24 protein-coding genes are annotated in these 26,527 nt (G+C 61.0%); 11 read left to right on the forward strand and 13 right to left on the reverse strand.

The window, feature by feature from the left end; all coding sequences use genetic code 11:
- Window positions 1-64 precede the first annotated feature (64 nt).
- The gene (locus tag SynPROS71_RS04215) at window positions 65-469 is read right to left on the reverse strand and encodes a DUF4332 domain-containing protein (protein WP_186596878.1); all 405 of its coding nucleotides are present in this window, start codon (window positions 467-469) and stop codon (window positions 65-67) included.
- Complete coding sequence (locus SynPROS71_RS04220; protein ID WP_186596880.1) at window positions 466-909, reverse strand: Ycf51 family protein; 444 nt, start codon at window positions 907-909, stop codon at window positions 466-468. Before SynPROS71_RS04220 ends, SynPROS71_RS04215 begins: the two co-directional genes overlap by 4 nt.
- Window positions 910-972: 63 nt before the next feature.
- Between SynPROS71_RS04220 and SynPROS71_RS04225 the strand changes: the two genes are divergently transcribed.
- The 8 genes from SynPROS71_RS04225 (at window position 973) to SynPROS71_RS04260 (ending at window position 11,101) form a co-directional block, all read left to right on the forward strand.
- Window positions 973-5,403 carry a translocation/assembly module TamB domain-containing protein gene (locus SynPROS71_RS04225; RefSeq protein WP_186596882.1) on the forward strand — a complete coding sequence of 1,477 codons (4,431 nt, stop codon included), beginning with the start codon at window positions 973-975 and terminating at the stop codon, window positions 5,401-5,403.
- 3 nt (window positions 5,404-5,406) lie between these two features.
- Window positions 5,407-6,297 carry an ROK family protein gene (locus SynPROS71_RS04230; RefSeq protein WP_186596884.1) on the forward strand — a complete coding sequence of 297 codons (891 nt, stop codon included), beginning with the start codon at window positions 5,407-5,409 and terminating at the stop codon, window positions 6,295-6,297.
- A 70-nt stretch (window positions 6,298-6,367) separates the two neighbouring features.
- A complete protein-coding gene (locus SynPROS71_RS04235; protein ID WP_186596886.1) occupies window positions 6,368-7,675 on the forward strand; it encodes a glutamate-5-semialdehyde dehydrogenase in 1,308 nt (435 codons plus the stop codon).
- Entirely contained in the window at window positions 7,675-8,064 is a 390-nt protein-coding gene (locus SynPROS71_RS04240) for a dihydroneopterin aldolase (protein WP_186596888.1), read from the forward strand. The genes SynPROS71_RS04235 and SynPROS71_RS04240 overlap by 1 nt, the downstream gene beginning before the upstream one ends.
- 1 nt (window position 8,065) lies before the next feature.
- Window positions 8,066-8,686, forward strand: coding sequence for a triacylglycerol lipase (locus SynPROS71_RS04245; protein WP_186596890.1), 621 nt, complete (start codon window positions 8,066-8,068; stop codon window positions 8,684-8,686).
- A gap of 69 nt (window positions 8,687-8,755) precedes the next feature.
- Window positions 8,756-9,451 carry a hypothetical protein gene (locus SynPROS71_RS04250; protein ID WP_186597859.1) on the forward strand — a complete coding sequence of 232 codons (696 nt, stop codon included), beginning with the start codon at window positions 8,756-8,758 and terminating at the stop codon, window positions 9,449-9,451.
- A gap of 7 nt (window positions 9,452-9,458) precedes the next feature.
- Window positions 9,459-10,007, forward strand: a complete 549-nt coding sequence (locus SynPROS71_RS04255) for a hypothetical protein (protein ID WP_186596892.1) — start codon at window positions 9,459-9,461, stop codon at window positions 10,005-10,007.
- Entirely contained in the window at window positions 10,007-11,101 is a 1,095-nt protein-coding gene (locus SynPROS71_RS04260; protein WP_186596894.1) for an alpha/beta hydrolase, read from the forward strand. Before SynPROS71_RS04255 ends, SynPROS71_RS04260 begins: the two co-directional genes overlap by 1 nt.
- Here SynPROS71_RS04260 and SynPROS71_RS04265 read toward each other — a convergent pair.
- The 7 genes from SynPROS71_RS04265 to thrS all read right to left on the reverse strand — a co-directional run bounded on the left by SynPROS71_RS04265 (window position 11,091) and on the right by thrS (window position 20,703).
- Window positions 11,091-12,551, reverse strand: coding sequence for a hypothetical protein (locus tag SynPROS71_RS04265; RefSeq protein ID WP_186596896.1), 1,461 nt, complete (start codon window positions 12,549-12,551; stop codon window positions 11,091-11,093). The genes SynPROS71_RS04260 and SynPROS71_RS04265 overlap by 11 nt on opposite strands.
- A 20-nt stretch (window positions 12,552-12,571) precedes the next feature.
- The gene (locus SynPROS71_RS04270) at window positions 12,572-14,689 is read right to left on the reverse strand and encodes a M3 family metallopeptidase (RefSeq protein ID WP_186596898.1); all 2,118 of its coding nucleotides are present in this window, start codon (window positions 14,687-14,689) and stop codon (window positions 12,572-12,574) included.
- Between the two features lie 6 nt (window positions 14,690-14,695).
- Window positions 14,696-16,267, reverse strand: coding sequence for an NAD(P)H-quinone oxidoreductase subunit 4 (locus SynPROS71_RS04275; RefSeq protein WP_186596899.1), 1,572 nt, complete (start codon window positions 16,265-16,267; stop codon window positions 14,696-14,698).
- A gap of 56 nt (window positions 16,268-16,323) precedes the next feature.
- Window positions 16,324-17,271, reverse strand: coding sequence for a homoserine kinase (thrB, locus tag SynPROS71_RS04280; protein WP_186596901.1), 948 nt, complete (start codon window positions 17,269-17,271; stop codon window positions 16,324-16,326).
- Window positions 17,272-17,285: 14 nt separating this feature from the next.
- Window positions 17,286-18,362, reverse strand: coding sequence for a glucokinase (locus SynPROS71_RS04285; RefSeq protein WP_186597860.1), 1,077 nt, complete (start codon window positions 18,360-18,362; stop codon window positions 17,286-17,288).
- Window positions 18,363-18,451: 89 nt separating this feature from the next.
- Entirely contained in the window at window positions 18,452-18,871 is a 420-nt protein-coding gene (locus tag SynPROS71_RS04290) for a DUF1824 family protein (RefSeq protein ID WP_186596903.1), read from the reverse strand.
- On the reverse strand, window positions 18,868-20,703 hold the full coding sequence (gene thrS, locus SynPROS71_RS04295) for a threonine--tRNA ligase (protein ID WP_186596905.1): 1,836 nt from the start codon (window positions 20,701-20,703) through the stop codon (window positions 18,868-18,870). The genes SynPROS71_RS04290 and thrS overlap by 4 nt, the downstream gene beginning before the upstream one ends.
- A 28-nt stretch (window positions 20,704-20,731) precedes the next feature.
- On the opposite strand from thrS, the gene SynPROS71_RS04300 reads away from it, so the two are divergent.
- On the forward strand, window positions 20,732-21,049 hold the full coding sequence (locus tag SynPROS71_RS04300; protein ID WP_186596907.1) for a DUF2605 domain-containing protein: 318 nt from the start codon (window positions 20,732-20,734) through the stop codon (window positions 21,047-21,049).
- The gene (locus SynPROS71_RS04305; protein ID WP_186596909.1) at window positions 21,046-21,441 is read left to right on the forward strand and encodes a DUF2752 domain-containing protein; all 396 of its coding nucleotides are present in this window, start codon (window positions 21,046-21,048) and stop codon (window positions 21,439-21,441) included. Before SynPROS71_RS04300 ends, SynPROS71_RS04305 begins: the two co-directional genes overlap by 4 nt.
- 6 nt (window positions 21,442-21,447) lie before the next feature.
- On the opposite strand, the gene SynPROS71_RS04310 is transcribed toward SynPROS71_RS04305, so the two are convergent.
- The 4 genes from SynPROS71_RS04310 to SynPROS71_RS04325 form a co-directional block, all read right to left on the reverse strand.
- A complete protein-coding gene (locus tag SynPROS71_RS04310; RefSeq protein ID WP_370586854.1) occupies window positions 21,448-22,167 on the reverse strand; it encodes an endolysin in 720 nt (239 codons plus the stop codon).
- Between the two features lie 219 nt (window positions 22,168-22,386).
- Complete coding sequence (trpS, locus tag SynPROS71_RS04315; RefSeq protein ID WP_186596911.1) at window positions 22,387-23,400, reverse strand: tryptophan--tRNA ligase; 1,014 nt, start codon at window positions 23,398-23,400, stop codon at window positions 22,387-22,389.
- 3 nt (window positions 23,401-23,403) lie between these two features.
- Entirely contained in the window at window positions 23,404-23,949 is a 546-nt protein-coding gene (locus SynPROS71_RS04320; RefSeq protein WP_186596913.1) for a hypothetical protein, read from the reverse strand.
- A gap of 92 nt (window positions 23,950-24,041) precedes the next feature.
- Entirely contained in the window at window positions 24,042-24,947 is a 906-nt protein-coding gene (locus SynPROS71_RS04325; RefSeq protein ID WP_186596915.1) for a cation diffusion facilitator family transporter, read from the reverse strand.
- A gap of 153 nt (window positions 24,948-25,100) precedes the next feature.
- Here SynPROS71_RS04325 and SynPROS71_RS04330 point away from each other — a divergent pair, with 153 nt between their 5' ends.
- Entirely contained in the window at window positions 25,101-26,459 is a 1,359-nt protein-coding gene (locus SynPROS71_RS04330; protein ID WP_186596917.1) for a YcjF family protein, read from the forward strand.
- The last annotated feature ends 68 nt before the right edge of the window (window positions 26,460-26,527 follow it).

Raw genomic sequence — 26,527 nt, forward strand, 5'->3', positions numbered from 1 at the left:
GACCTCCGTCCTTGTTCGACCCTCATTTGAAACGGGTGAGACCACCTGTTGCTCGCCGGAGCGGTCAGTTCGTGTTTTGCCTCTCCTGGGCTCTCAGGATCCAGGTTCTCGCCAGAGCCAGGTCAACCACCGGTGGGCGTCCGCTGCGCAGTTGCCGCTCCAAACGCCCAGTACGGGTCACCAGCTCAGGGGGGGATGAACCCGCTACGGCTGCAACTGTGGCAAGGCCCGCATGCATCAGAAGGGCCGCATCGGCTGGGGCTAGGTCGAGGCAGCACCCCAGATCGGCCATGCCTTTGAGGCGGCGGAGGTTTCGGGCCGAGGCCCTGCCCGAGGCTGCCAGGCGACTGATCTGGTGGTCGGTGAGGTTTTGCACGTCCCCCCAGGTGTTCAGTCCTGACGCCAAGAGCTGAGCTTGTTCATCACGGAGTCCCTGAGGGAGCTCCCTGAGTGGATCGGTGGCGTTCATCCGGGCTCGAAGCTCCGCTCGAGTTCCCCGAGAATGATGGGCCTTGAGGCTCCATCGCCAGCCGGTTGCAACTGACGCAGCCGTACCGACACCACTGCGCTGCTGCGCCCTCCCGGCCGCACATTGATGGCGAGTTGTTCGAGCGTGGGTGCCACCGCCTCAGGGGGGAAATCAACGCTTGCCTGTGCCACCACGAGATCGTCCCCGTTGTCGAAAACAACCGGGACGCGAAGGGCGCCATCCACCTTCACCGTGGGGGTGTAGCTCAAAGAAAAGGCCCAGCAGCTCGCCGATAGCAGCAGGGTGAAACTACTGACCCCTACCAGACGGAACCGCACCCCCCAGCCGGCGATAAAGGCCACGATCGTGAGTGCCGACAGCGCTGCTCCGCCCCAGGCCAGCCAGCCGCTCGAGTTTTCAAGCAACTCCGGTAAGGACATGGGCTGGTGTCTCAACGATGTGCTCCTTATATTGCGTCGGCTTCCAGCCATTGACGGAGATTGATGCTCGGAAGCGGTCCCCGGGGACGAACTAACAAGGTGATCGTCAAGGGGCTCGGCGTGGCTCTGATCGGCGGTGTCGTTGTTTGGATTGCTGCGGATCGCATCGTCTCGGCTGTGTTCGATCGACTGCGCCCTGGCCTCGAAGAGCAGGTGGGCAAGCCCCTGGGACACCCTGTGAGTCTTGGCAATTACCAGGGGTTGAGCCTGCGAGGGATCACAGTCGGCCCCATCAAGGTGCAGCGTGGTCGCCGTGATCAGTCCACTGCATCAGTGCAGAAGCTGACGATCGGGTTGAACCCTCTGGCCAGCTTGCAGCGGCTTCGGCCGGTGGTGACTGTGGGCGTCAAGGGCGCTCAGCTCGACCTGCGCCGCAATCCTCAAGGGGCGTACTGGGTCCTTGGTCCCCAGCCCAAGGGAGGCAAGCCGCCTCGCCTGGATCTGGATGTCCGGCTGACGGATTCGGCGCGGCTGCGAATCGCACCGGCTGGATTAGCGCTCCGTGCAGCAGGCAGAACATCGGTTCGCCTCGATGAGAATCGAGCTGACGTATCCCTGCAGGTGGCACTGCCGGATCGTGGCCGGATCACCCTCCAGGGCCGGGGCCGTTGGGTTCGACCGGAACTGCAGCTGAGCACTCGTCTGGAGCGGATCCGTCTGGAGCGCTATCAGGGGCTTTTGCCAGCCAAGCTCCCCGTGCAATTGCGGGGACAGCTGGGCGGAGATCTGCGTCTCGGCTGGAGGCAGGGACAGGCGAATTGCAGCGGGGGGGTTTCCCTGGTTGGCGTTGAGGTGACTGGTGAACCTCTGGATCAAACCCTGCGTTCGAAGCAACTGAAGATCAGCTGCCGTGGCAACGTTCTGGCGATTCCCACCAGTGCATGGGCGTATGGGAACTATCGCGCCGATCTTGGCGGTCAGGTGCGACTGAATCGCGCCTTCGATCTTCGCGGTGGCCTTCGGGAGCTCGGGCAGGACAGGGCCGTTGCCTTCCGTTTGCGCGGCGATTGGTATCGGCCGACATTTCAACTCAAGGGGCGCTGGGCTCTGCCCGAAACGGTGGCTCTGGATGGGCCTCTGCAGTTGGCTGTTCAGCTAGGAGCTGATTGGCGTAACCGCAAGGCCTGGACGGCCCAGCTCGATCGTCTCGATCTGCAAGCGCCGGGTGTGGCGGTGCAGGCGCGGGGGATGCTTCACCCTCAGCTTGATGTGACCAGCCAACAGCTCAGTCTCGCGGGCCCGGCCTGGAAGAGACTGCCACTGGTGCCAGAGTTTCTGGGGGCGAAGGCGCCTCTCCAGGGGCTGTTGAAGCTGCGAGGAGAGACAGCAAAACCCGTCATCAGTCTCGACCTCGCTCAGGCCAGCAACCCTCTCCTGGAAGCCTGGTCGCTGAAGGCCGGCTGGAGCAGCGAAACGGGTCTTCTGCGGCTCGAGAACTTCCGCAGTCCTGACCTTCAAGCGCAGGCCCGCCTTCCGCTCGCACTTGGCGCGAAGGGCCTGAAGATCGGCGATCTGCAGGCTGATCTGAGGTTGGATCGCTACCCGCTGAAGCGCATCGGTCCGCTGCTTGGCACCCCAATGGACGGATCGATTAGCGCATCCGGTCGGGTGCGTGGTCCGCTTCAGGCGCTTCGACCCGATCTCAACATCGCTGTGAACGAACCCCGTGCTGGAGCGATTCGCCTGGTTGAAAACTGGAATGGACGCTTCGCGGGGCTGGCCGGAGGGGGTGGTGTTCTGACCATGGCGTCCGTTGGCGCGGTGGTGCAGGGGAACCTTGAAGCCAGGCTTGGTGCGAATTGGCTGCCGAGTCGGGTGCTCCTGACCCGGCGTGGCGGGCGCATGGAGATGACCGGAACACCAGCGGCCTACCGCTGGATGGCTCAGGGACTCGCGATCGATGGAGTGGAGCTGGCCTTGCCTCCGAAGCAGCGCTGGGAGGGCCTCTACGGGCGGCTGAGTGGAGAGGGGACACTGGGACTGCAGCCATTGGCGATGGAGGCTGATCTGAGCCTCAGCCGGCCAGGGCTGATGGGTCTCCAACTGCGTCAGATCCTGCTGAGCGGTCGCTACAAGGACCGTCGCTATTCCTTGACCGGTGAGTTCCTTCCACCGGATACGGGACAGATCACGCTCGATGCCACCGGTCGAGTGACCGGTGGCTTGGATGCCCATGTGGAAGCACGAGGACTCAGTGCCCGCTGGTTGACCAACAGTGCGCTCAGCCTGCCTCAGCTCAACGAAGATCTGCCGGCCTCCATGGGGACAGCCACGGATCTGGGCACTTTGTTGGTGAACACCTTTGGGGGAACGCTTGACGGTCAGCTCCAGGCCCTTCGCGATGCAAGGGAGGCTCTTCTGAACGCGACCAAAACAAGCCGTGATCGCGATCCCCTTCATCTCAAGGATCTGAGAGGGCAGGTGGATGCGGTGATCGATGTGAAAGGCCCCGGGCTGAGTCGCCTCGACCTTGATCTCAAGGCCAGGGGCCATCTCTGGATCGAAGGACAGGACCAGGACTACGCCCTTCAGGTCAAACCTTTCATCGCCCGAATCGAAGGCCCGATCCAGGGCGGGGAAGGGAGTTTCTCCCTGGAACATCTCCCTTTCAGCCTGCTCGCCCTCGTGGCTCCCGTCCCGCCAGCGCTTCAAGGCGCTGTTGGGCTCACGGGCCGCTACAAGCTGGGTGGTGCATCGCCCGAGCTCAGCACCGATCTCACGCTGGAGGATGCGCGGGTTGGTGACAAGCCAATCGCTCTGGAGCGCGGGCAGGTGCTTCTGCAAAACGGTGGGGTCTCGCTTGATCTGGCGCTCAAAGCGGAGCAGGCGGCCGAGCCTGTCACTGTCACGGGCCGCATTCCGCTGGGCCCTGATCAACCTCTCGATGTGAGGGTGGTCAGCCTGGGTGACGGACTGCATTTTTTGACCGGTTTCACCGGGGGACTGGTGTCTTGGACCAAGGGAGATGCCGATCTGCGGCTCCTGCTCAGCGGATCGTTGTCGGCCCCTGAAGCCAATGGCTATGTGGTGCTGAAAAATGCCTCATTCAAGGCTCAGGACCAAGCGCTGTCCCAGGTCAACGGCTCAGTTGTGTTCGATTTTGACCGGCTGGAGGTTCAGTCTCTGACTGGACGCGTCGGATCAAGCGGTCAGCTCAAAGGCAGTGGCTCCCTGGCTCTGCTCCGCCCTGCCCCTGAGGCCAAGCCGCTGCGACTGCAGTTGGAGAAGGCCCGGATCAAACTGCCGATTGCGGACGTGCAGGTTGGTGCCGATCTCACGATCACCGGTGCCCTGGTGAAGCCTGATGTTGGCGGCAGTCTGGAGGTCAGCGAAGGCGCGATCCGGCCAACGCGCTCGATGTTGGTGCGCCCCAAGAGCAGGGCGGACTCCAGCTTGCTGCCCAAGACGCCGGACAAAGTCGGAGATGCACAGATTGTGTCTGCGGATGCCTTGCTCGAGCAGAAATGGAATTTCGAGGAACCGCTGGTCTTGCTGGGGCCAAACATCGAGGCCAACAGCAGCCGTTCGCTGAAGGCCTCACTGCCGAACCTTCCCTTTCTCGGCTTCAACGACCTGCGACTCAGGCTGGGTCCCAAACTCAAAGTTGAGGTGCAGCCGCTCGCGAACTTCACCACGGCGGGGCTGCTGACCCTGAATGGTGCCCTGGACCCAAGCCTGCAGCTTCGCGGCGTGGTGCAGCTGCTCACCGGACGCGTGTCGATGTTCACGACGACGTTCAACCTCGATCGTCGCGCTCCCAATGTGGCGGTGTTTACCCCTTCCCTTGGTCTGATTCCTTACGTGGATGTGGCCATGACCAGCAGGGTTTCCGACAGCGTGAACCTGGGGACTGGGAGCAATGCAGTCTCCAGCTCCGTGTTTGACACCAATGGCCTCGGGACTCTCGGCGGTGGTGGCCAGTTGCGTCTGATCAAGGTGATGCTCACTGCCGCTGGGCCGGCTGACCGTTTGGCTGATGCCATCAAGTTGCGTAGTTCTCCGCCGCTGCCCCAGGCGGAGTTGCTTGGTCTGATCGGCGGCAACTCCCTGGCCGGCCTTTCCGGCGCCGGCGCCGGCGCGGCTCTGGCGGCAGTTCTCGGCCAGTCCCTGCTCTCCCCAGTGCTCGGCACCTTGACGGATGCCTTCAATCAAAGGCTGCAGTTCGCCCTCTATCCCACGTATGTGACACCCACTGTGCAGAGCAATCAGGAACGCACCTCCGGACAAGTTCCTCCCCAGCTCGCTTTGGTCACTGACGTGGGTGTGGCGCTGACTGATCGCTTCGATTTCTCTGTTTTGGCGGCTCCTAACCGAAACGACATTCCCAGCCAGGGCACGTTGACTTACCAGATCAACTCCAGAACGAGCGTGTCCGCCTCCGTGGACACCCAGGGCACATGGCAGTCTCAACTTCAGGTCTTTTTGCGCTTCTGATTCATGGCTGAGCCCTGTGTTCTGGGGGTTGATATCGGCGGAACTGCCCTCAAGCTCGGCCTGTTCAGCGCAGATGGCGCCTTGTTGGCTGATCTCCAGCGACCCACGCCTCAACCGGCAACGCCGGGATCCGTGTGCATGGAGCTTGTGGAGGCGATCGATACTCTCGATCCCGAAAGGAAGGCTGAACTGGTGGGGATTGGGCTTCCTGGACCGATGGATGCAGCGGCTCGGGTGGCGCGGGTGTGCATCAATCTGCCCGGGTGGGAGGAGGTCCCCCTGGCCGGATGGCTGGAGCCACGCCTCAAGCGCAAGGTCACCCTGGCCAACGATGGCAACTGCGCCCTCGTGGGAGAAGCCTGGAAGGGGGCTGCTCGGGGGTTCCAGGATGTGGTGCTCCTCACCCTGGGCACGGGCGTGGGCGGTGGGGTGATGCTCGGAGGTGCTCTGTTCACTGGCCACAACGGCGCCGCTGCAGAGCCAGGTCTCATCACCCTCGACCCAGAAGGCCCTAACTGCAACAGCGGCAATCAGGGATCGCTCGAACAATTTGCGAGCATCAGCGGCCTGGCGCGTCTCAGCGCTGAGGATCCCGCCGTTCTCGCTGAAGCTGCTTCTTGCGGTGATGCCGAGGCTCTAGCGATCTGGCGTGAATACGGCCGCTTGCTAGGGATTGGGATCACCTCCTTGGTGTACGTGTTCACACCACAACTTGTCTTGGTGGGTGGAGGGCTGGCCGGAGCCAGTGCCCATTTCCTTCCAGCCGTTCGCCAAGAGGTCGCTCAGCGGGTGCAGGCCGTTTCACGGGAAGGACTTTGCATCGAAGCCTGTGCCCTGGGAAATGGAGCCGGTCGTCTTGGCGCAGCCCGGCTCGCTTTGCAGCGCTTGAGCTGAACGTCGAGACGGATTGACTTCCCCAGACCCTCGGCATTGATGATGGCCTGAGTGAGAGTCGCCCTCAGGCATGAACGAAGTCCCAGTGCCCTCCCCTGAGCTGCTGCAACGGGCTGGCGCCGTGCGTCGGGCTGCGGTGGACCTGGGGATGGCTGACGATGGTCAACGAATTCAGGCTCTGAAGGCCATGGCTGAGGCCCTGGCTGATCGCTCTGATGCCATCGTGGCAGCCAATCGTGAAGATCTGGAGCGCTCTGCCGCCGAGGGGCTGGCGTCCGCCTTGATGGCCAGGCTGAAGCTCGACGCTGCCAAGCTTGAGGGGGCGATCGATGGCATCCGCAAGGTGGCCAGCCTCAGGGACCCCCTCGGCCGGCGTGACCTTCACCGTGAACTGGATCAAGGCCTTGCGCTGGAGAGGGTTTCAGTACCTCTTGGGGTGCTTGGTGTGATCTTCGAGGCGCGTCCTGACGCCGTGATTCAGATCGCCTCCTTGGCCATTCGCTCAGGGAACGGTGCCCTGCTCAAAGGGGGCAGTGAAGCCCGATGTACGAATGAAGCGGTGATGGAGGCCCTCAAGGCTGGGCTGGCTTCCAGTGCTGTCTCCCCCGATGCGCTCGCTCTGCTGACCACTCGTCAGGACAGCCTGGCCCTGTTGAGGCTGGATGGTCTGGTTGATCTGATCATTCCCCGTGGGAGCAACGAACTTGTTCGTTTCATTCAGGACAACACCCGGATTCCCGTGCTGGGTCACGCCGATGGAATCTGTCATCTGTATGTGGACGCGGCGGCGGATGTGCAGAAAGCCGTTCGGGTGGCGCTGGACAGCAAAACCCAGTACCCGGCCGCATGCAATGCCATCGAGACCCTGCTGGTGCATCGCTCTGTGGCCGCTGCGTTTCTTGCCGCTGCCATTCCTGTTTTCAGCGAGGCGGGGGTGGAGCTGCGCGGTGACGCCGCCAGCGTCGCGCTGGGGGTGTCTGAATCAGCGACTGATGATGACTGGCGAACCGAATATCTCGATCTGATCCTGGCGGTGAAGGTGGTGGAGGATCTGCCTGAAGCCGTTGAGCACATTCGTCGTTTTGGTTCCCGTCACACCGAATGCATCGTCACGGAGGACGGCATTGCCGCTGACCGCTTCCTGAGCTCCATCGACAGCGCAGGGGTTTACCACAATTGCTCCACCCGTTTTGCTGATGGTTTCCGCTACGGGTTCGGCGCTGAGGTTGGCATCAGCACCCAGACGCTCCCGCCCAGGGGCCCCGTTGGCCTGGAGGGTCTGGTGACGTATCGCTACCGATTGCGTGGTGATGGCCATCTCGCCGCGGACTACGCCTCAGGCACCAGCAGCTTCACGCACAAGGATCTGCCGTTGTGATGTCGGCTTCGATTCCTCTCCATTCACTGGACGTGATTCGCGTGGATGATCTGCGCCTCTGGGCCCATGTGGGAGTGCTGGAGCATGAGCGCAGGGATGGGCAATGGTTCCGTCTGGATCTTGCTTTGTATTTGGATCTCTCCGGTGCTGCGGCGTCGGATGCGCTCGAGGCCACAGCTGACTACAGCCTGGCTGTGACCGCACTTCAGGAGCTTGCCGCTGAGATTCGTTGCGAGACGATCGAACACTTCAGCGAACGGGTCTTCGAGGTTTTGGAGAGCCTTTATGGAACCCTTCCGATGCATCTGCGTCTCTGCAAATGTTCTCCGCCCATCGCTGGATTCACCGGTACGGTGAGCATTGAACGCTGGCGAAACCGGCCGTCCTGACATGACCTCTTCGGTCAACGCGCCGTCATCTGCGCGGCGTCCGCTCATTCTTGTTCATGGGCTCTGGGATTCGCCCCGTCTTTTTAATCGTTTGGTTCGCCGCCTGGATGGCTACCAGTGGCCTGTGCTGGTGCCTCACCTTCCCCATCGATTGGGTGCTGTTCCACTTTTAACCCTTGCCGAACAGCTGGACGATCACATCCGCCAACGCTGGGGAGATCACGCTGCCGTGGATCTACTGGGTTTTTCCATGGGGGGCATCATCGGTCGGGTCTGGCTGCAGCAGTTGGATGGAGCCCGGAGAACCCATCGCTTCATCAGCGTGGGCAGCCCACAGCAAGGCACACTCACGGCGCAGTGGATTCCTCGCTGGTTGTTTGCTGGACTGGCCGATATGAAACGCGGCAGTGCTCTGTTGCGTTCCCTGAATGCCGATCCCTCGCCACTGCGTGACGTCGACTGTGTGAGTTATTTCTGCCGCTGGGATCTGATGGTGGTGCCCGGATGGCAAGCCCATCTACCCCTCGGAACGGTGCGGAGCATTCCAGTGCTGACCCATCAGCAGCTCATTGCCCATCCCCGTTCGTTGGATGTTCTTTTGCAGACTCTTCTGCGTGACTAAAAGTCTGCGGACTGATGACACTTTCTGCGAGCGAGGTCACACTTGGGTGTCGTCGACTGTTCGCTGCGCATGTGTTTTTCGGCATCGGCAAGTTTTACCGCCTCAGCTGTGCTCATTCCCTTGGGGCTGTATGCCAATCATCTGGCTTCTCGTCATGAGCGGCCGGATTACAAGCCTTTGGCGCTGGTTCCTTTCTTTTTCGGTGTGCAACAGCTGGTGGAAGGTTTGGAATGGACAGCGATTGACCGCGGGAATCTTGAACCACTGGGAACACTCGCTGGGCTGGGATTCCTCTTTTTTGCTTATTGCTTTTGGATGATCTGGATTCCATGGAGCGCCTGGTCGATCAGTCGTTCAACGGATTCCATCGGATTGCAAAGGCGGTTGAAATGGGTTGCGATCGTGTCCACAATTCTTGGTATCGCATTCTATCTGCCGGTTCTCTTTAATCCCCCGGCTCTTCAGCCCGCTGTTGAAAGTAATGGACGACTCCTTTATGACGTCTCCAATCTGCACAGCATTCTTCATAACTTCATCAATACCGAGCCGGTGGGTGAGTTGATGTATTGGGGATTCATTGTTTTGCCATTGATTGCTCTGAGTGATAAAGCAGTCAAGCTGTTTGGTGTGTTGATCTTCGTGTCGATCGTGCTCACTTGGCTTACTTACAGCGCGACGTTCAATTCTGTTTGGTGCTTCTATTGCGCTGTGTTGTCGATCATGGTGATCTGGATCGTCAACCGCCCCCAGTTGCGTAGGGCTTGAGCGCCCCATGGTTGACCAATTGATCACATCACTGGAATCCATGGGTCAGTTGTTGCTGGCCATGGATACCGGTGTTGGCCTTCTCATCGGCGTGGGAATCTCCATGTCGGCTTCCCATGGCTTCGCCTTGCTGGCGAACAGGCTCACTCCTCCTCAGATTCTGTTGCACATGGTTGTCGACGCGCTTGTTCTCAGTCTGGCGTTTCTGCTCTGCATCCTTTGCCACAGCGTGATGTTGATGGTGTTCGAAGGGATTCCCTTGCAACCCATTACCTTCGCCAATCGGATGGGCGCTGCACTGTGGCCCGGGTTGCTGTACGTGCTGGTCGCAGCCCCTTACGTCAGTGACGTGATCGCGATTGCTCTGCTGGCCTGGATTCACCTCAACGTGCTGGTGCTGCTTCAGGCTGTGTATGGCATTTCCTTTCAGGCAGGACTGCTCGTGGCATTGCCTGGTTATGTCGTGGCTCTCCTGCTAGTGGGTCTGCTGTTCGCGCAACGCTGGCGCAGGAGTTACGACACCTTGGCTCGTGAAGTGGCGGCTCTGTTGCGCTGATGGCAGTGTCGTCCGCGCCGATCCAACATCAACGCAATCGGCTGCGTTTCGCGCGCCGGTGCTTCATCGCCGTTCTGGTGAGTGTGGTCTTGCTCGGCCTGCTTGGGCTTACGGCCGTGCGTCGCGATGCCGCGGATCTTCTGCAGCCTGAATCTCTGCTGGAGCTTCTGATCTGGTCTGGCTTTGTGCTGGTGGTCGTGATCGCTCTCGTGGGGGTGTATTCCGTGATGGCGGACTTCGTGTTCTGGGAGGGTTGGATGCGTGGCCTCCCAGATCCGTCCTGCCTCTTTACAAGAGAGATCAGCCAAGCCTCGATCCATCGTCATTACCTCGTGTATCTCGATGGCATTCATCAGAGTGAGGAATGCCATCCGCCCAAGGTGACGGAGTTTCTGGAGTGTCTCGAGGAAGCGATTGCTGAAGACACGCTGCTGGTGAAGGGCATTGAGGCTTACACGATCACCAACGTTGGCTTGCGCTCCACCACGTTTGCAGGATGGTTCTGGCAGCGCCTTTTTTCCCTTCAGGAGCATCACCCCAATGGGTTAGTGCGCTTGATCTGTGCGTTCTCTGTACAGGCCAATAACGTGATCAAGGTTGGAATTTCATCGGATCGTCGCTATGGGCCGGTGATGAATTATGAGCTGGCACTCAAGATCGCCCGGCGTCTCGGATTGATGGGATTCCATCCCAGTCATGCGGCCCGGGTTGTGCTGGTGGGTTATAGCGGTGGCGGTGAGATGGCCATTGGTACAGCAGAGATCCTGCAGCAGCTGTGTCGCGTTCCTGTCCAGGTGATCACGGTGTGCGGGGTGTTCAGCGGTAATGGATCTTTGGATGCCATTGAGGATGTGGCGATGGTGGTGGGAAGCCGGGATCCAGTTGCGGCTTTAGGACGCATTGCCTACCCGGGGCGCCTTCCGTTTCTGTTTCTGTCCAACTGGAATCGATGGCAGCGGCTTCATCCGCTTCATCGCTATCCGATTGAGGGGATGAGCCATAACGGCTCCACTGGGCCATTTTCGGTGGCTTTCCGCGGCGCAGTGGTCAATGCGATTTGCCGTGAACTGGAACGCTTCTCGCTCAAGGCTTAGCGGTGCATTCCCCATTCAGGGATCTCACCAGGGTGAAAGGACTATGGGGCGGCTGGCTGGCGCGTAGGCGCCGGTTCGCCTCGTCGTTGGCGCTGCGGTTCACGAACAGATCCTGAGGTGTGGTCTCCAGGCTCCGCCTGTATCGCTCCACCGTTTCCGCATCGGCCTCTAGTCCGCTGTCCAGAAGCTGATTCAGCTGATCATCCAGGAGTTGGCGCCATAGACCACCAAGGGTCAGAGGGAATAAGTGGGTTGTTTGGCGCAAGGCCACTTCCAGCATGGCCGTTGAATCGATGCAGAAGCCAAGCGCTCCGTAGCCTCCGAGAGTCAGGCGGTTGCGCATGGCTGCACTGTTGTGGACAGCACCCATCAGGTCGCAGAGATCCAGGGCTGTGGTCAGTGTCTCGCCGGTGAGGCCTGACCCGAGATAGGCCACGGTGCCATTGCTGCGGTCGTTCTGCCATGGGCGATGCAGATCATTGAGAGCTGCCCAGCCGTTCAACCCTTCTGTTCCCTGGTAATACTGCAGCAGGAATGGTTCCCCAAGGTCAGGTTTCAGCTCCATCTCCAGGGAACAGTGGGGCAGGAGTGCTCGGCGTTCCTCTCCCCCAGAATCGCGAAGACCTGTGCGGTACGGCACGGCCAGGGGAATCTGTGCCCATCGATCACCGTCGCGGGTGCAGGCTCCAAGGCCGAAGCTGGCAATACTGGCTCGGAAGTGTGCTCTGCACTGCCACCCCCGCGCAATCAGGTGGGTGATCAACGCGGCACTGCGATCGAAGCTTTCAAAGCGGAATGGCTCCGAGGCGCACGGCGATGGCGGCAAGCGGTTACTTCCCAGCACATTGAGCACCTGGGCCAGCACACGGTTTCTCAAGCGGGCATTCTGCGATTGCTGAAACGGCAGGCCTTGGTTGCTCCACTGCAGCTCTGCACTGAAGCCCTTCACCGCGCGGGCGAGTGCTCCGGAAGACGGGGATGGGCTGTCCGGGGAGGAGAAGGTTTGCAGGCCGAGCAGGTCGGTGGGCAACAACCGCGTGCTCCCATCGTCAAGATCGATGGATCGCTGGCACCAGCGATCCATGGCATTGATCGAGGTCGCGCCCTTCTCGCTCTCACTGGTGATCAGATGCTGGAGATCATCGGCGAGTGCTGCTAGAAGCAGTGGACTCACCAATCCATGCTCCAGCAAACTCCCCAGGTTGCGCAGGGATCGCGGCAGGGACGCCGGTTGAAGTCGCCAGCGTCTGGGCAGCATGAAGAGCAGGGGGATGAGCCGCTGGTGATTCAGCTGGGTCAGGGTTGACTTGAGAAACTCGTCCCGGCTGATATTTCGGCGCAGGCTGCTTGATTCCAGTGCCTGCTCGAATGAGATCAAAGGAGCGATGTCCCAGGCATCTCCCTTGGCTTGCCCCCAGCTGTCACTGAGATTCAGAAGGTCATCGGCCATGACTCAGTGGCCCTATTGGCTCAGCCTGTCGATGCTGCAAGACCCGAATGGCGAATGAGCGCTGCACTGCTGGCATCCCGACCTCGGAACTTCCGGTAGATCTCTGCTGGACGGAGACTCCCTCCCAGGCTGAGAATCGTGTTTCGGAAGCGCTCGCCCGTTGCTGCCACAGCATCATCCTGCTCCAGACCGACCTCTTCAAACGCAGAGAAGGCGTCAGCACTGAGAACTTCTGCCCACTTGTAGGAGTAATAGCCCGCTGCGTAACCCCCGGCAAAAATATGACCGAAGGCGCAGAGGAAGCGGTCTGTTTCGATCGGCGGCAACACTGTCGTCGTCTCGGCGATACGGCGACGGAAGGCATCCGGGCTCAGTCCGAGCTCTGGGGACCATTGGCTGTGCAGCCGTAGATCGGTGAGTGCGAAGTGGATCTGGCGAAGCGTGCCACTGCCCTGCATAAAGGTACGGCTGCTACAGAGCTTGATGTAATCCGCTTCGGGCAACGGTTCACCTGTTGTCCAGTGCCTGGCCATGCCCATCAGAGTCTTCCGGTCGAAACACCAGTTCTCCATGAACTGACTGGGAAGTTCCACGGCATCCCACTCCACATTGTTGATGCCAGCGGCTTGGGGGTGCTCGACTGTTGTGAGCATGTGCTGCAAGCCATGCCCGAATTCGTGGAAGAGAGTCTCCACCTCCTCGAAGCTCATGAGGCTGGGGGTCTCCCCAGAGGGAGGGGTCTGATTGCAGATCAGGTAGGCCACCGGCAGGGTTAAGTCTCCGCTGGGGTGCCGTCTGCGGTTGAGGCACTCATCCATCCAGGCCCCGCCTCGCTTGCTCGCCGGCCGGCTGAAGGGATCCAGGTAAAACTGAGCCAGGGCCTCTCCACTGCGGTCCAGGACGCGGAAGAACCGCACGTCCTCATGCCAGATGGGCGCGTCTCCATCGGCCGCTTCAATGCGGATCGCAAACAGGCGTTCACAGAGGTTGAAGAGGCCATCGAGAACCTGGGGCAGGGGAAACCACGGCCTCAAGGCTTCCTGATCGAGATCGAAGCGATCCCTTCGCAGTTGCTCCGCCCAATAGCTCACATCCCATGCAGCGAGAGCTTCCTTGGCACCGCGGCTCGCAGCGAGTTGGTTCAGTTCCTTCAGCTCCTGTTCAGCGACAGGTATGGCCGCAACCCTGAGTTCTTCAAGAAGGGTTTCCACTGCATCCACCCCATCGGCCATCTTGGAGGCCAGGCTGAGCTCAGCCCAGTTGCTGTAGCCCAATCGCTGAGCCTGCTCCTGGCGTAACGCAAGGATTTCTTCGATGAGCGGGCCATTATCGAGCTCGCCCTGGCTCGCTCGGCTCACGTAGGCCTTGTACACCGTTTCGCGAAGATCGCGGTTTTCGGCATGGGTGAGGATCGGCACGTAGCTGGGCATGTCCAGTCCCAGGCGCCAAGGCCCTCCCGCTGCGGTGGGCTCGCCGCCGGAGGTGGCGCGCTCACCCGCCGTGGCAGCAGCAGCGGCCAGATTGTCCAAGACGCGTTCGGGAACTCCCCGCAGTTGATCCCGGTCGTGCACAACGAGGCTCCATTGCTGGGTGGCGTCGAGAACGTGATTGCTGAAGCTGGTGGATAGGGCTGCCAGACGCTCGCTGGTGCGATTAAAGGCCTGCTGTTTGTCTCCTTTCAGGCCAACACCGCGATGCTGCATTGAGAGCAGTTCGGTTTCGAGAATGCGGACTTGGGTGGGGTCGAGTGTGTTGTTCTTTTGCTCCAGCAAGGAGCGAAGGGCCTGGTGAAGGACACCGCTCTGTCCGACCCTGTTGCTGAAACGCACCACCTCAGGTTGTTGACGAGCGTGGGCTTCACGCAACTCCGGCGTGTTGCGAACGGCTGTGAGGTGCGTGACCACGCCCCAGCTCCAGCGCAATCGTTCCCCCAGAGCATGGAATGGAGGCATGAGCTCGTCCCAGGACAGGGGTGCGCTGTCTGGTGCGGAGAGGCGATCGCGAAGCTGGTCCTCCAGTGCGGTGAACCTTTCACTGAGATCAGCCAGAAGGGCCGGGATCTGTTGATCCACCTGCTCGGCATCGATGGCGTCAAATCGAGGGAGTCCCTCGCAACGCAGCAGTTCCGATGGGGACATGGATGATCAGCCGGTGGGGAGGAGGGCGCGCATGGCCACGACGGTGTGTTTGGCCAGATCCACTGCCAGCGCATCGGTGGAGGCTTCATAGAGATCCATGGCGATCCGGGGCCAGATACCAATCACAAGCGTGGGGACCAGCAGGGTGAGACCAATCACCAGCTCGCGAGGACGCATGTCTTCGACAAAAGCGAGGGCGGGAATCCGCGGACCGAAGAACACCCGACGGCACATCGACAGGAGGTAGATCGGAGTGAGAACCAGGCCGATGGCTGCGAGCACGATGGTGGTGACCCTGAACAGCGTGGTGAAACTCTCCTGGCTGGTGATGCCGAGGAACACGGTGATTTCACTGATGAATCCACTCATGCCGGGCAATGCGAGCGATGCCAGGGAGCTGGCCAGGAAGAAGGCGAACGTAATCGGCAGCACCTTGGCAAGTCCGCCCATGTTCGGGATGGACAGGGTTTTGGTGCGCTCGTAAAAGCACCCGGTCACGAAGAACATGGCCGCGGCAATCAGGCCATGACTGATCATCTGCAGCATGGCTCCACTGATGCTGAGGGCATCGACGGCACCGATGCCCAGCAGCACAAATCCCATGTGACTGACCGAGCTGCAGGCGATTCTGCGCTTCACGTTGTCTTGCGCGAAGGCATTGAGTGCGCCATACACGATGTTGACGATGCCCAGAATGATCAGGGCCGGTGCCATGACAAGGTGGGCATCCGGAAGCATCTGAACGTTGAACCTGAGCAGGGCGTAGCCGCCCATTTTGAGAAGCACGCCTGCCAACAACATGGAGACTGGCGCATTCGCTTCCCCGTGGGCATCTGGAAGCCAGGTATGAAGAGGGAACATCGGCAGTTTCACGCCAAAGCCCACAAGGAAGCCGAGGTAACAAAGCAGGCCGAAGCTTCCTCCCGGTGAGCGTTGGGCGAGCTCATTGAGATTGAGGGTGAAGCTGTCGCCTGAGAGGGCCAGTGCGAGCCCGCTGATCAGGATCAGCAGCGACGCAAGCGCGGTGTAAAGGATGAATTTGGTCGCGGCGTATTGACGGTTCTGACCACCCCAGATGGCAATCAAGAGATAAACGGGAACCAGTTCAAGCTCCCAGGCAAGGAAGAACAGCAGGAAATCCTGGGACAGGAACACGAGGCCCTGGGCCGAGGCCTGGACCAAAAGCAGGCCGAAATAAAGCCTTGATTTATGGGTGACATTCCAGCTCGCTGCAACCGAAAGCAGGGTGACCAGACCACTGAGAACAACGACGGGTGCTGAGAGACCATCGGCGCCGAGGGACCATTCCAGGCCGATGGCTGGAAGCCAGCTGACCCTTTCCACAAGTTGGAGCTCGCTGCTGAGCGGATCAAAGTGCCGGCTGAACACAGCCAGCATGAGCACGAGATCAACCAGTAGTACGCCGATGGCCACATTGCGTGGCACCGGAGAAGGGGACTGGTCATCGCCCGGCAAAAGGGGCATGACCAATGCCGCCGCCGCAGGCAGCAACACGATCAAGGAAAGCCAGGGGAAGCCCGCTTGGGACGCAGCCGTCAAAGGCAGATTGGCGTCCATGGCGTCCACAACATTGAGATTGAACTTATCAGTTCCAGGGGTGGTGTTGAGTACAACTACCCAGCATCGCGAGGCTGCCAGTGGCTTCCGGTTGTCTGCAAGCTCAGTAGGGGTGCTCGACTGGCAACACCCACCGACTCCCAGGCCCTCACCATGGCCTGGCTGATGCCGGGGCCTTTGTCTTCCGTGCACAGCGCCAGGATGCTGGGCCCTGCCCCACTGATGGCGCAGCCCCAGGCTCCCGCCTCGAGAGCGGCCTGGCGAACCTCCTGTCCGCCCTTGATCAAGCGCCACCGGTAAGGCTCATGCAGCCGATCATGCATGCCATCGGCAATCAGATCGCCGTTGCCCGTGCGCAGGCCCTGCAGGAGCAGGGTGAGCGCACCAAGATTGACCACCGCATCGCCCACGGGAACAGTTTTCGGCATGGCTCGCCGGGCTTCACTGGTGCTCAAGCGGATGGCAGGAATCGCCACGACGGCTTTCACGCTGTGCATCCATTCGCAACGCACCACACGCCATCGCTGTGATGCCGCCTTGGCTGTCATGCACAAGCCCCCGAGCAGGGATGGCACCACATTGTCGGGATGCCCCTCGATGTCGATGGCCAGTTCCAGCAGTTTTTCTTTGCTGAGGGGTTCCCCGACTAAGGCATTGGCGCCCACCAGACCGGCAACGATGGCTGTGGCACTACTCCCGAGGCCACGGGCCGGTGGAACCGCTAGACGCACCCTGGCTTCAAGAGCCACAGGCTCCTCTCCAGCTGCTTTCCAGACGCGCTGGGCGGCGCGATACACCAGGTTTTCAGCTCCGCCGCGGAGATGGGAACCCTCTTGCCCTTCGATGATCAATTCGAAGCGTTCGCCATCTCCCTCGATGCGCCGCATGGTGAAGCGGTTGTTCAGATCCAGGGCTGCACCGAGACAGTCGAAGCCTGGTCCGATGTTGGCTGTGGTGGCTGGAACATCCACCACAACGGTCTGGCCTATGCGCGGCTGCGCCATCGCTGATGCTCTGCTCAGGCCAGTGTCCCACCCGGCTCAGCCAGATCGCGAGCCCTGCAGGCCGCACTGAATAATCCGGCCTCCGGATCGGTGACGGCCCGGATGGTGAGGCTCTCGATCAAGGGCCTGAAGCGTCCTTTGCTGCGAAGAGGCTCCAGAAACTGCGAGGAGCGCAGGCCGTCGATGACCTTTTCCGCAGTACCACCGCCGATCCAGAGTCCACCGACGCAGAGCTCCTGAAGAGCCAGATCTCCCGCGGCGGACCCATAGGCTCCGAGCCAAAGCGTCATCGCGGCCTGCGCCAAGGGATCACCTGACGCCGCTTCCCGACTGGTGTGGGCCGGCAAGTCTTCATGCTCAGGGTGCTCTGCCGGCAGTGTTTTCCAGGCTTTCGCCTTGCCTTGCAAGGGGTGATCGGTTTGATCCTGTGCGGAGAGCAGCCAGCACATCACATGCCCAAGCCCCGTGCCGCTGACAACGCGTTCGATCGACAGTCGATCGAGATCAAGAGCGCTGCGCATCCACTGGGCCAGGTGCCATTCATCCTCCGTGCGCGGGGCGAATTCCCGGTGACCTCCCTCACTGGGCAAGGCCAACCAACCCTTGGCCGCTGGAAGGCCGCGGGCCATTCCCAGGCCCGTGCCTGCGCCAAGAATGGCCACGGCTCCGCCGTCTTGTCCGGCAGGTGCCGGAGTGTCTCGGCCGCTTCCGGTCTGCAGCACCACCTGTTGTGACGCATTGAAGTGGGGCAGGCCATGGATGAGCACAGCAAAGTCGTTGACCAGCTCAAGGCGCTGCAGTCCTGTGGCTTTGCTGAGAGAGGCTTCACTCATGCTCCAGGGCAGATTCGTGAGCTTCGCTGTGCCGTTCTGAACTGGTCCTGCCACGGCGATGCAGCTGGTTTCAGGTTTGGAGAGACCTGGAGGCAGGGTCTTGAGAAAATCGCCCAGCATCGATTCGAGGTCGCTCCACTCAGCCGACGCATAGCGGTGAGAAAACTCTTTGTTCAGCCCCTGATCGGTTTCGCTGTAGAGGGCCAGCAGGGTCTTGGTGCCTCCGAGATCTCCGGCCAAAAATGTTTTGGCTGCCATGGATTCGGGTCTGGGATCGATCCCAAGAGTGGAGATGGTGCTGTCAAACGGCAAGCAATCTGGACGACATCCTCATGGGATTGCGGTCGTCAGTGCTGTGCGTCTGCGCCAGCTTCATGGAAGAAAGTCAGCGGAAGCGGCCCCCAGGTGGTGCTGGGCTGGCTCTCGTCATCACCGTGTCCAGTGATCAGGATTCCTTCTCCCAAGCCGTGCTCGATGCGGATGCGGATGGATCCACCGTTCTGGTTGGCCTTGAGGAACACAGGACCTTGCTCCTCGGTGCCGGTCACCACCGTCATGGGCTCCCAAGTCTGACTGCGTTCCAGCGCCCGCAGGGCCGCAAGGGCTTGTGTGGCCGAGGGGGCCATGACGCCAACGGTGAACCAATTGGCGCTGGCCATGGCCTCAGATAGCTCTGCTCGCAGGCGTTGGGCGGCCTCCGTGCTGAGCTCCGGAGCCCCGCGCAGACGGGCCAGATCGCCGAGGGAGGTGATTGGAGACTGCGTCATCCGTTCAGCTCCAGTCCTGCGGCACGTTGGGTGTTGGCGCTCTGAGCGGCTCGGAGCAGATCGGCTACAGCCACCACCCCGAGATCGCCATCCCTGCGGCTGCGCAAACTCACAGCGTTTTGCTCGGCTTCCTTGGCACCGATCACGGCCAGAACGGGGATTTTCATTTGTTCTCCAGTGCGGATCAACTTGCCGAGACGGTCGCCGCTGCGATCGATCGTGGCTCGCACCCCCGCCTGGGTGAGCTGGTCGAGGAGGCTTCCGGCGTAGGGCTGCACCTCATCGGTGACCGGCAGCAGCCGCACCTGCTCGGGTGCAAGCCAGAAGGGATAGTCGCCCGCGTAGTTCTCGGTCATGATCCCGAAGAATCGTTCCAGCGAGCCAAAGATCGCCCGGTGGATCATGATCGGGCGCTGCTTGCTGCCGTCGGCAGCAATGTAATCAAGCTTGAACCGCTCCGGCAGGTTGAAATCGAGCTGGATGGTGGAGCACTGCCACATCCGGCCGATGGCATCTTCGATCTTGAGATCGATCTTGGGGCCGTAGAAGGCACCGCCGCCTTCATCGACCTTGTAGGCCCAGCCTTTGCGTTCCAGCGCTTCGATCAGGCCTTTGGTGGCCAGATCCCAGACGGCGTCATCACCGATCGATTTCTCCGGGCGTGTGGAGAGGTTGATTTCGTAGGTGTTGAAGTCGAATGTGGAGAGGATGCGCTCGGTGAGATCGAGGATTTTCAGGATTTCATCGCTGATCTGCTCAGGAAGGCAGAACACGTGGGCGTCGTCCTGGGTGAAGCCGCGGACGCGCATCAGGCCGTGCATCACACCCGGCCGCTCGTAGCGATACACGGTTCCCAGTTCGGCCCAGCGGATCGGCAGTTCCCTGTAGCTGCGCAATTTGTTGGCGAAGGTGAGCACATGGAACGGGCAGTTCATTGGCTTGAGCTGGTACTCCCGTTCGTCCACCTGCATCGGGCCGAACATGCTTTCGGCGTAGAAGTCGAGGTGACCAGAGGTTTTCCAGAGGCTGATGTCGGCCACGTGGGGCGTGTAAAGCAACTCGTAGCCGCCCTCGAAGTGGGCCTGGCGCCAAAAGTCCTCGATTAGCAGACGCATGCGGGCGCCGCGGGGGTGCCAGAACACCAGCCCGGCGCCGGCTTCGTCTTCGATTGAAAACAGGTCGAGGTCTTTGCCGATGCGGCGATGGTCACGGCGCAGGGCTTCTTCCTTGCGGCGCTTGTGCTCGGTCAGCTGTTCCGGGGTCTCCCAGGCGGTGCCGTAGATCCGCTGCAACTGGGCTTTGGTTTCATCGCCACGCCAGTAAGCCCCTGCCACGCTCTCCAGCTCAAAAGCCTTGGCGTTGAGCTGGCCGGTGTGTTCCACATGGGGCCCGGCGCAGAGATCCCACCATTCATTCCCCAAGGTGTAAAGGGTGATCGGCTCCTGCAGGCCCTCGAGGATTTCGAGTTTGTAGGGCTCGTTCTGGCTTCTGATTTTGGCCTCGGCGTCGGCTCGGCTCACCTCGACGCGCTCGAGAGGGAGCTTCTTGTTGATGATCTTGATCATCCCCTTTTTGATCGCCTTCAAATCGGCCTCGGTAAAGGGATCCGGATTGTCGAAGTCGTAATAAAAGCCGGATTCCGTCCAGGGGCCAATGGTCACACGGGCCTGTGGAAAAAGCTGTTGCACTGCCATGGCCATCACGTGGCTCATGGAGTGGCGAATCTTGAGCAGCTGCTCGTTCTCGCTGGTTTTGGGCAGCACCACTGGGCTGGGGGAGGCTGAGGTCGTTGCTGCCGCGCTGCTCACCGTCTGATAGTCGTGATTCGCCATCCTATGGGGATGCTGCCTGAAACCTTTGATGAAGCCGGATCGGGATCCTGAGGCCGATGCTCTGCTGGAGTCCCTGCTGGATTCACTGCTGAAGGATTTCAATCATTGGTTCCGTCGGGGAGAAGAGTTGCTGCAGGTCTGCCCAGACGTTGTGATGGATGGGGCTGACCGTGAGGCCATGGCGGCACGGCTGAATGAAGGCCTTCGTGCCATCGAGGCAACACGAGCACTCGTCAATGCCAGTCCGGAGGCAATGGCCGTGTCGATGGAGGCCATGGCACCGTGGCACCAGCTGGTGATGGAAGTCTGGGCTCTGGCGGCTCAGGTGACCAGGGCGTCGCGATGAGGAGCACTTCAGGCCATCGACGCAGCGGTTGGATCAGTCTGGGTGTGCTGGCTGCTCTCGTTCTGCGCGCTCGAGGCGTGCCCTTGCTGCTGCCAGGGTGCCCGCTGCGAACGCTCACAGGAATCCCTTGTCCCACCTGCTTTTTGACCCGTTCTGCTCTGGCGACGCTGCACGGTGATCTCGGAGAAGCTCTGGAGCTTCATCTCTTCGGTCCGCCCCTGGTGTTAGGCCTGGGTTGGGTCGGATGGCGGCAGGGCGTCCTGGGTAGGGATTGGCCAAAACCGCAGAGCTCTGGCTGGCTCGTGCTCCTGGCTCTTGGGGCAGCACTCGGTTTGTACTGGGCCCTGCGTCTGACGCTCTGGTTCGTTCTGGATGTCTCCCTGCCGGCTTAATCGGCGTCAGGTGCCTTGGCGCAACTTGAGCAGGTTGCTTTCGTAAAACGCCAGGAGTTCGGCGTGGGTCTTCACGGGTTGTCCGTAGGCACTGCGCCCGGCATGGGTGGGAAAGGAGGCCCACTCCGGCGCCAGCCGGTTCATGGCGGCCCGGGTCAGGCCATTGCGGTCAACCTCTTGAAGGGCGCCGCGTTTTTTCACCAGGTGCAAAGCCGCCTGGTCCTGATGCTTGGGAGCGAAGCTGGGAAGCTTGAGGCTGCGGGCCGTTTCCTGCCAGGTGCTGGGCAGAAACTGGTAGGCGCCAGCAGCTGCACTGGTGTAGCGCTTCACGACGACGCGTTCGGGGTGACGGGACAGGTCTTGGAAAAGCCCGCCGCCGTAGAGGGTGCGGTAGCCAAGATCTCGGCCGTCCTTCCAGGTCCCTTCGGCGTACCGGATGGTGTTGAGCAGGGCCCGGCGTTCGGGCGTGATTGTGTACGGAGTTGCCTGGAGATCGTTGCCGCGATTGCCCTGTGCATCACCACGAAGAGCTTCGGCCACGGTCTGGGCCTGATCCACTCGCTTCTCTGAGCGTTCAGCCTGAATGCTTGTCCCCAACGTCATCATCAGACCCACGCTGAGGGCTCCAAGGCCAAGAAACTTGGCTCCGGGGAACTTGGGAGAGCGGATCAGCGAGGCGGTTCGACGAAGCAAGTGGGCAACACTCCAAACGATTCGAAGCGCCACCCTCGTCAATGGGCAGGGGGGCTGACGAGGGGGCCAGCCCACCTCTTGACGCTGTGATCGGTGTATGCCTAGGCAGAAAGACTCAGCCTGGAATTGATTCGAGACCCATGAGACCCCCTCTCCTCACTGGTCAGCCCCCGTTCAGCGAGGTCCGTCCCCCTCAAGGGCTCTCAGGAAGCTTTAATCATTAGGGAAACTTTTTAATTCCTCTGCCAGTGATTAGCTGCGCGTGAGAAAGCCCAGGGCTTTGCGAACCCTTTGCACGCTGGCATCCGCAACGGCACCGGCTCGCTCTTGGCCGGTTTCCAAAACCGCGAGGAGCTGACCTCGGTCCTCCATCAGCGCGTGATATCGCTTCTGGATTGGCTCGAGGGCCGCCACGGTGGCCTCTGCAAGAAGGGGTTTGAATTGCCCCCACCCCATCTCAGCGCACTCCGCGGCTGCTGCCTCACGCCCTTTGCCGCTCAAAAGCGCATAGAGCCCGAGGAGATTGTCTGTCTCCGGCCGTTCAGGGTTGCCGAACTCGAGGCCCCGTTCCGGATCAGTCTTGGCCCGTTTGACCTTTTTGGTGATCAGTTCCGGAGGGTCGAGCAAGGTGATGCGGCTTCCCTCGTTTGGGTCGCTCTTGCTCATCTTGTTGCGACCGTCGGTGAGGCTCATCACCCGAGCACCATCCTTGAGGATGAGCGGTTTGGGTACCTTCAGGATCGGAGCGTCCTCGCTCCCGAACCTGGCATTGATGCGCTGCTGTGCGATGTCACGAGCAAGCTCCAGATGCTGTTTCTGGTCTTCTCCGACAGGGACAAGATCAGCGTCATAAAGAAGGATGTCAGCAGCCATGAGCACTGGGTAATCCAGGAGTCCCACAGACACGTTGTCCCCCTGTTTCACAGCCTTTTCCTTGAACTGGATCATGCGTTCCAGCCAGTTGAGGGGTGTGACGCAGTTCAGCAGCCAGCAGAGTTCGCTATGGGCGGGAACCTGGCTCTGCACAAAGATCGTGCAGAGCTCAGGATCAAGTCCGCAGGCCAGGTAGACCGCTGCGGTGGAGAGGGTGTCCTCCGCCAGGCGTTGCGGGTCGTGGGGCACGGTTACGGCATGCAGATCAACCACGCAGAAGTACGTGTCGTGGTCGTGCTGTAGATCCACCCAGTTTCGGATTGCTCCGAGCCAGTTCCCCAGATGGAGGGCACCGGTTGGCTGGACGCCAGAAAGAACGCGTGGCCGACCCATGGATCAGGCTCCGGGCTCGCTGATCGGGGCTTCGTCGGCTGCAGCTTCTTGGTTGCCTTGCACTTCAGTCTCTGCAGAAGCTGGCTCGACATCAGCATCTGCGCTGGTTTCGGGCTCAGGCTCAGGCTCAGGCTCAGGCTCTGGCGCAGGGGGCTGAGGTTTCGCAGGTCGTGCGAAAGGATCCGGCCTGGAGCTGCGACCTCCTTCCCCGCGGCCTTCGCCTCGGCGGCCACCCCGATCGTCATCGCGGCGACCGCCGCCACGGTTGCTCTGGGAGCGTTGCTGAGCCACGAGCTCGTCAAGCTTTCCCTCCTCGAGCATCTGCCCAAGGGTGCGGACTGCAAAGCCGAGCACTGCCACGGTGGAGCGCAGATTGAGGGCTTCCTGGAGCGCCCGAGCGGACCGCATCTCGTTGTCGCTCAATCTGATCCTGAAGCCGCCACCCTCCCGGTTTCCGGGGCCGCGGCCGCCTCGAGCTCCACGACCGCCCTCGCGGCCGCCTTCACCTGGTCCGCCCTGTTGGCGGGAATCGCTGTAGGAATCAGTCATGGCCTGGGGCCTGGAGTCAGGCGCAAGTGTGACGCATCACCGCAAACCCGCGAGTTTTGTGGGGAGCTTCGTCAGCTGTTTCAACAGCTGACTTAACCGTGGGTTCCCCGAAAGGTGATCTGTTGCTCCGCGTAATCCCTCGGCTCCAGGTGGATGGTGCAGCGCACCGGTCCGAAGCGGGTTTCTAGGCGTTCCTCGACCTGCTCGGTGATGCGATGGGCTGCGGCGAGGTCATCCACATCCACCACCATGTGCATGTCGATAAAAACTCTCTGACCCAGGACCCCTCGGCTGGCGATGTCGTGGCAGTTCAGAACGCCTGGAACTCCCATGGCTTGCTCGTGGATTGCTTCGGGGGCAATGGCGATGTGATCGACCAGCCAGGGCAGGTTGTCGCGCAGAACTTGCCAGCACACGCGGATCAGGATCACGGCCAGGGGCATGGCCAGGGCCAGATCCAGCCAGTTCACCTTGAAGATCCAGGCTCCTGTCAGTCCCACCAGCACGATCACGGTGGTCCAGATGTCGCTTGTGGTGTGATTGGCATCGGCCAGAAGCAGCTGACTGTTGAGCTTTCGTCCCTGGCGGCGTTCGTAACGGGCCAGGAACACATTGAGAACGAGGACCAGGAGCAGCAACAGCAGTTCGGGTCCTTCGATCCGCAGCTCGGGTAGGCCCTCAAGAATTCGCTGTCCAGCAGTGATCAGGATCTCGATCGCGGTAAAGAAAATGAAGCCAGCGATCGCCAGGGCGCCGATGCCTTCGTATTTGTCGTGTCCGTAGGGGTGGTCCCGATCCGGCCTCGGGTCAGACAGGCTGTTGGTGATCAGGGCCAGAAGGCTCGAAAGCGCGTCCGTGGCGCTGTGCATGGCATCGGCAATCACCGCCAGGGATCCGCTCACCAACCCCACCACAAGCTTCAGTGCGGTCATGCTGAGATTGATGGACAAGGCCACCATCAGCACCCGCTTCACCTCATCTCGGCGGTCGCTGGCCATGGGCAGCTGGTTCTTACCTTTCAACCATATGGAGTGCTGTCCGTCCTGGCTGCAAGGGAGGGTCGGATTGCCTGCTGCACGATTGCAGGCTGGTCACCAAGGTGTGCCAGAGGCAGCAGAGTGAGCTAGGAAAGCCGGGTCCGTGGACCCGTTGTGCAGTTTCCGGTTCAATCGATCCGCAACCTGGCCGGCTCCGGTTGGTCTCTCTCTCCTCAGCTGGTGAGGCGGCTGGCTGTTTCCGCCGGTGTACTCACTGCTGGGCACTGGCTGCTCACCGATGTGGCGCACATTCCCGGAGGAGGATTTGGCGTTGTTGCGGCAGGTGCAGGCCTCTGGTGGCTGACCCGGCCGGTGAAGGCTCCTTCCTTTAAGGAGCCTGAATCGCTGAAAGCCTGGGTTCAGCGCTGCGAACAGGTGCTGGGCCAGTTCGCCGAACTTGAGACGGCCCTTGGACTCACCGAACTGAGGGCTCCCCGAGCAGCCGAGCTGCAACAGAGGCTGGCGTTCGACGATCCGCTCAGTCTTGGGGTTGTGGCCACTGACGGCACACCGTTGCCATCAACGGAGCGACTGCAGTCCGCGCTGGCGGGGGTGCGCAACCTTGACCTTTGCATCGGACGGCCTCTTCCGGTTGTTGGCACATCCTGGAGCTGGCCAGCCGATCTGCAGCAGCTCGATGTTCTTCTGCATGTGTTGTCCTTGCCACTGCGGGCGGCTGATCTGCTCTGGCTGGAGCAGCTGCCTGTTGATCGCCCTGTTTGGTTGCTTCTCGAGTCAGAGTCCTCCACTGCCGAGCAGATCCAGGCTTTGATCTGTCAGCTGCCGGAGCGCTGGCATTCGCGGCTTCTCCCTTGGGAGGGAACCGCAGCGACTCTGAGGACGGTGCTTCAACCTGTGCGTCGTCAGCTCGAGGATCCGCAACGGGTTCGGGAGTGCACACGCCAACGGCTGTTGCGTGACCTGCATCGCCAGTGGCAGGCCGAATTGGAAGGGTTTCGCAGAGAACGGTTTCGTGCTCTGCTTCAGCGCAGCCAATGGATTGTGGCCGGTGTGGTGGCGGCCTCACCGGTGCCCAGTGTCGATCTGTTGGCCGTCGCGGTCGGCAACGGTCTGATGGTCAAGGAGATGGCCACGATCTGGAATTGCACTTGGAGTCAGGATGTCTTGCAGGTTGTGGTTCGTCAGCTCGGAGGGGCCGCGCTCGCTCAGGGCGTTGTGGAGTGGAGCGGGCAGGCTCTGCTTGGTCTTGCCAAGCTCGATGGAGCGAGCTGGCTGGCCGCTGGCGCGGTGCAGGCGTTGAGTGCTGCTTACCTCACCCGCGTCGTGGGCGCGTCGATGGCCGACTGGATGGCTCTCAATGCGGGTGTTGCGGAGCCTGACCTGGAGGAACTCAAACGTCAGGCTCCGTTGCTGGTGGCCCGTGCGGCAGAGCGTGAACGGCTTGATCTCCCCGTTTTCGCAAACCAGGCACGCGACTGGATCCGAGCAAGGAGCGACTGGAGCGCCGCCTAGCTTCAAGTAGCTTCATGAAGTGTTCATGAAGCTGTCGTGAATTAATGCTGCGAGATGACTCGAATCAT

It is taken from the genome of Synechococcus sp. PROS-7-1 (assembly GCF_014279795.1).
GTDB lineage: Bacteria > Cyanobacteriota > Cyanobacteriia > PCC-6307 > Cyanobiaceae > Synechococcus_C.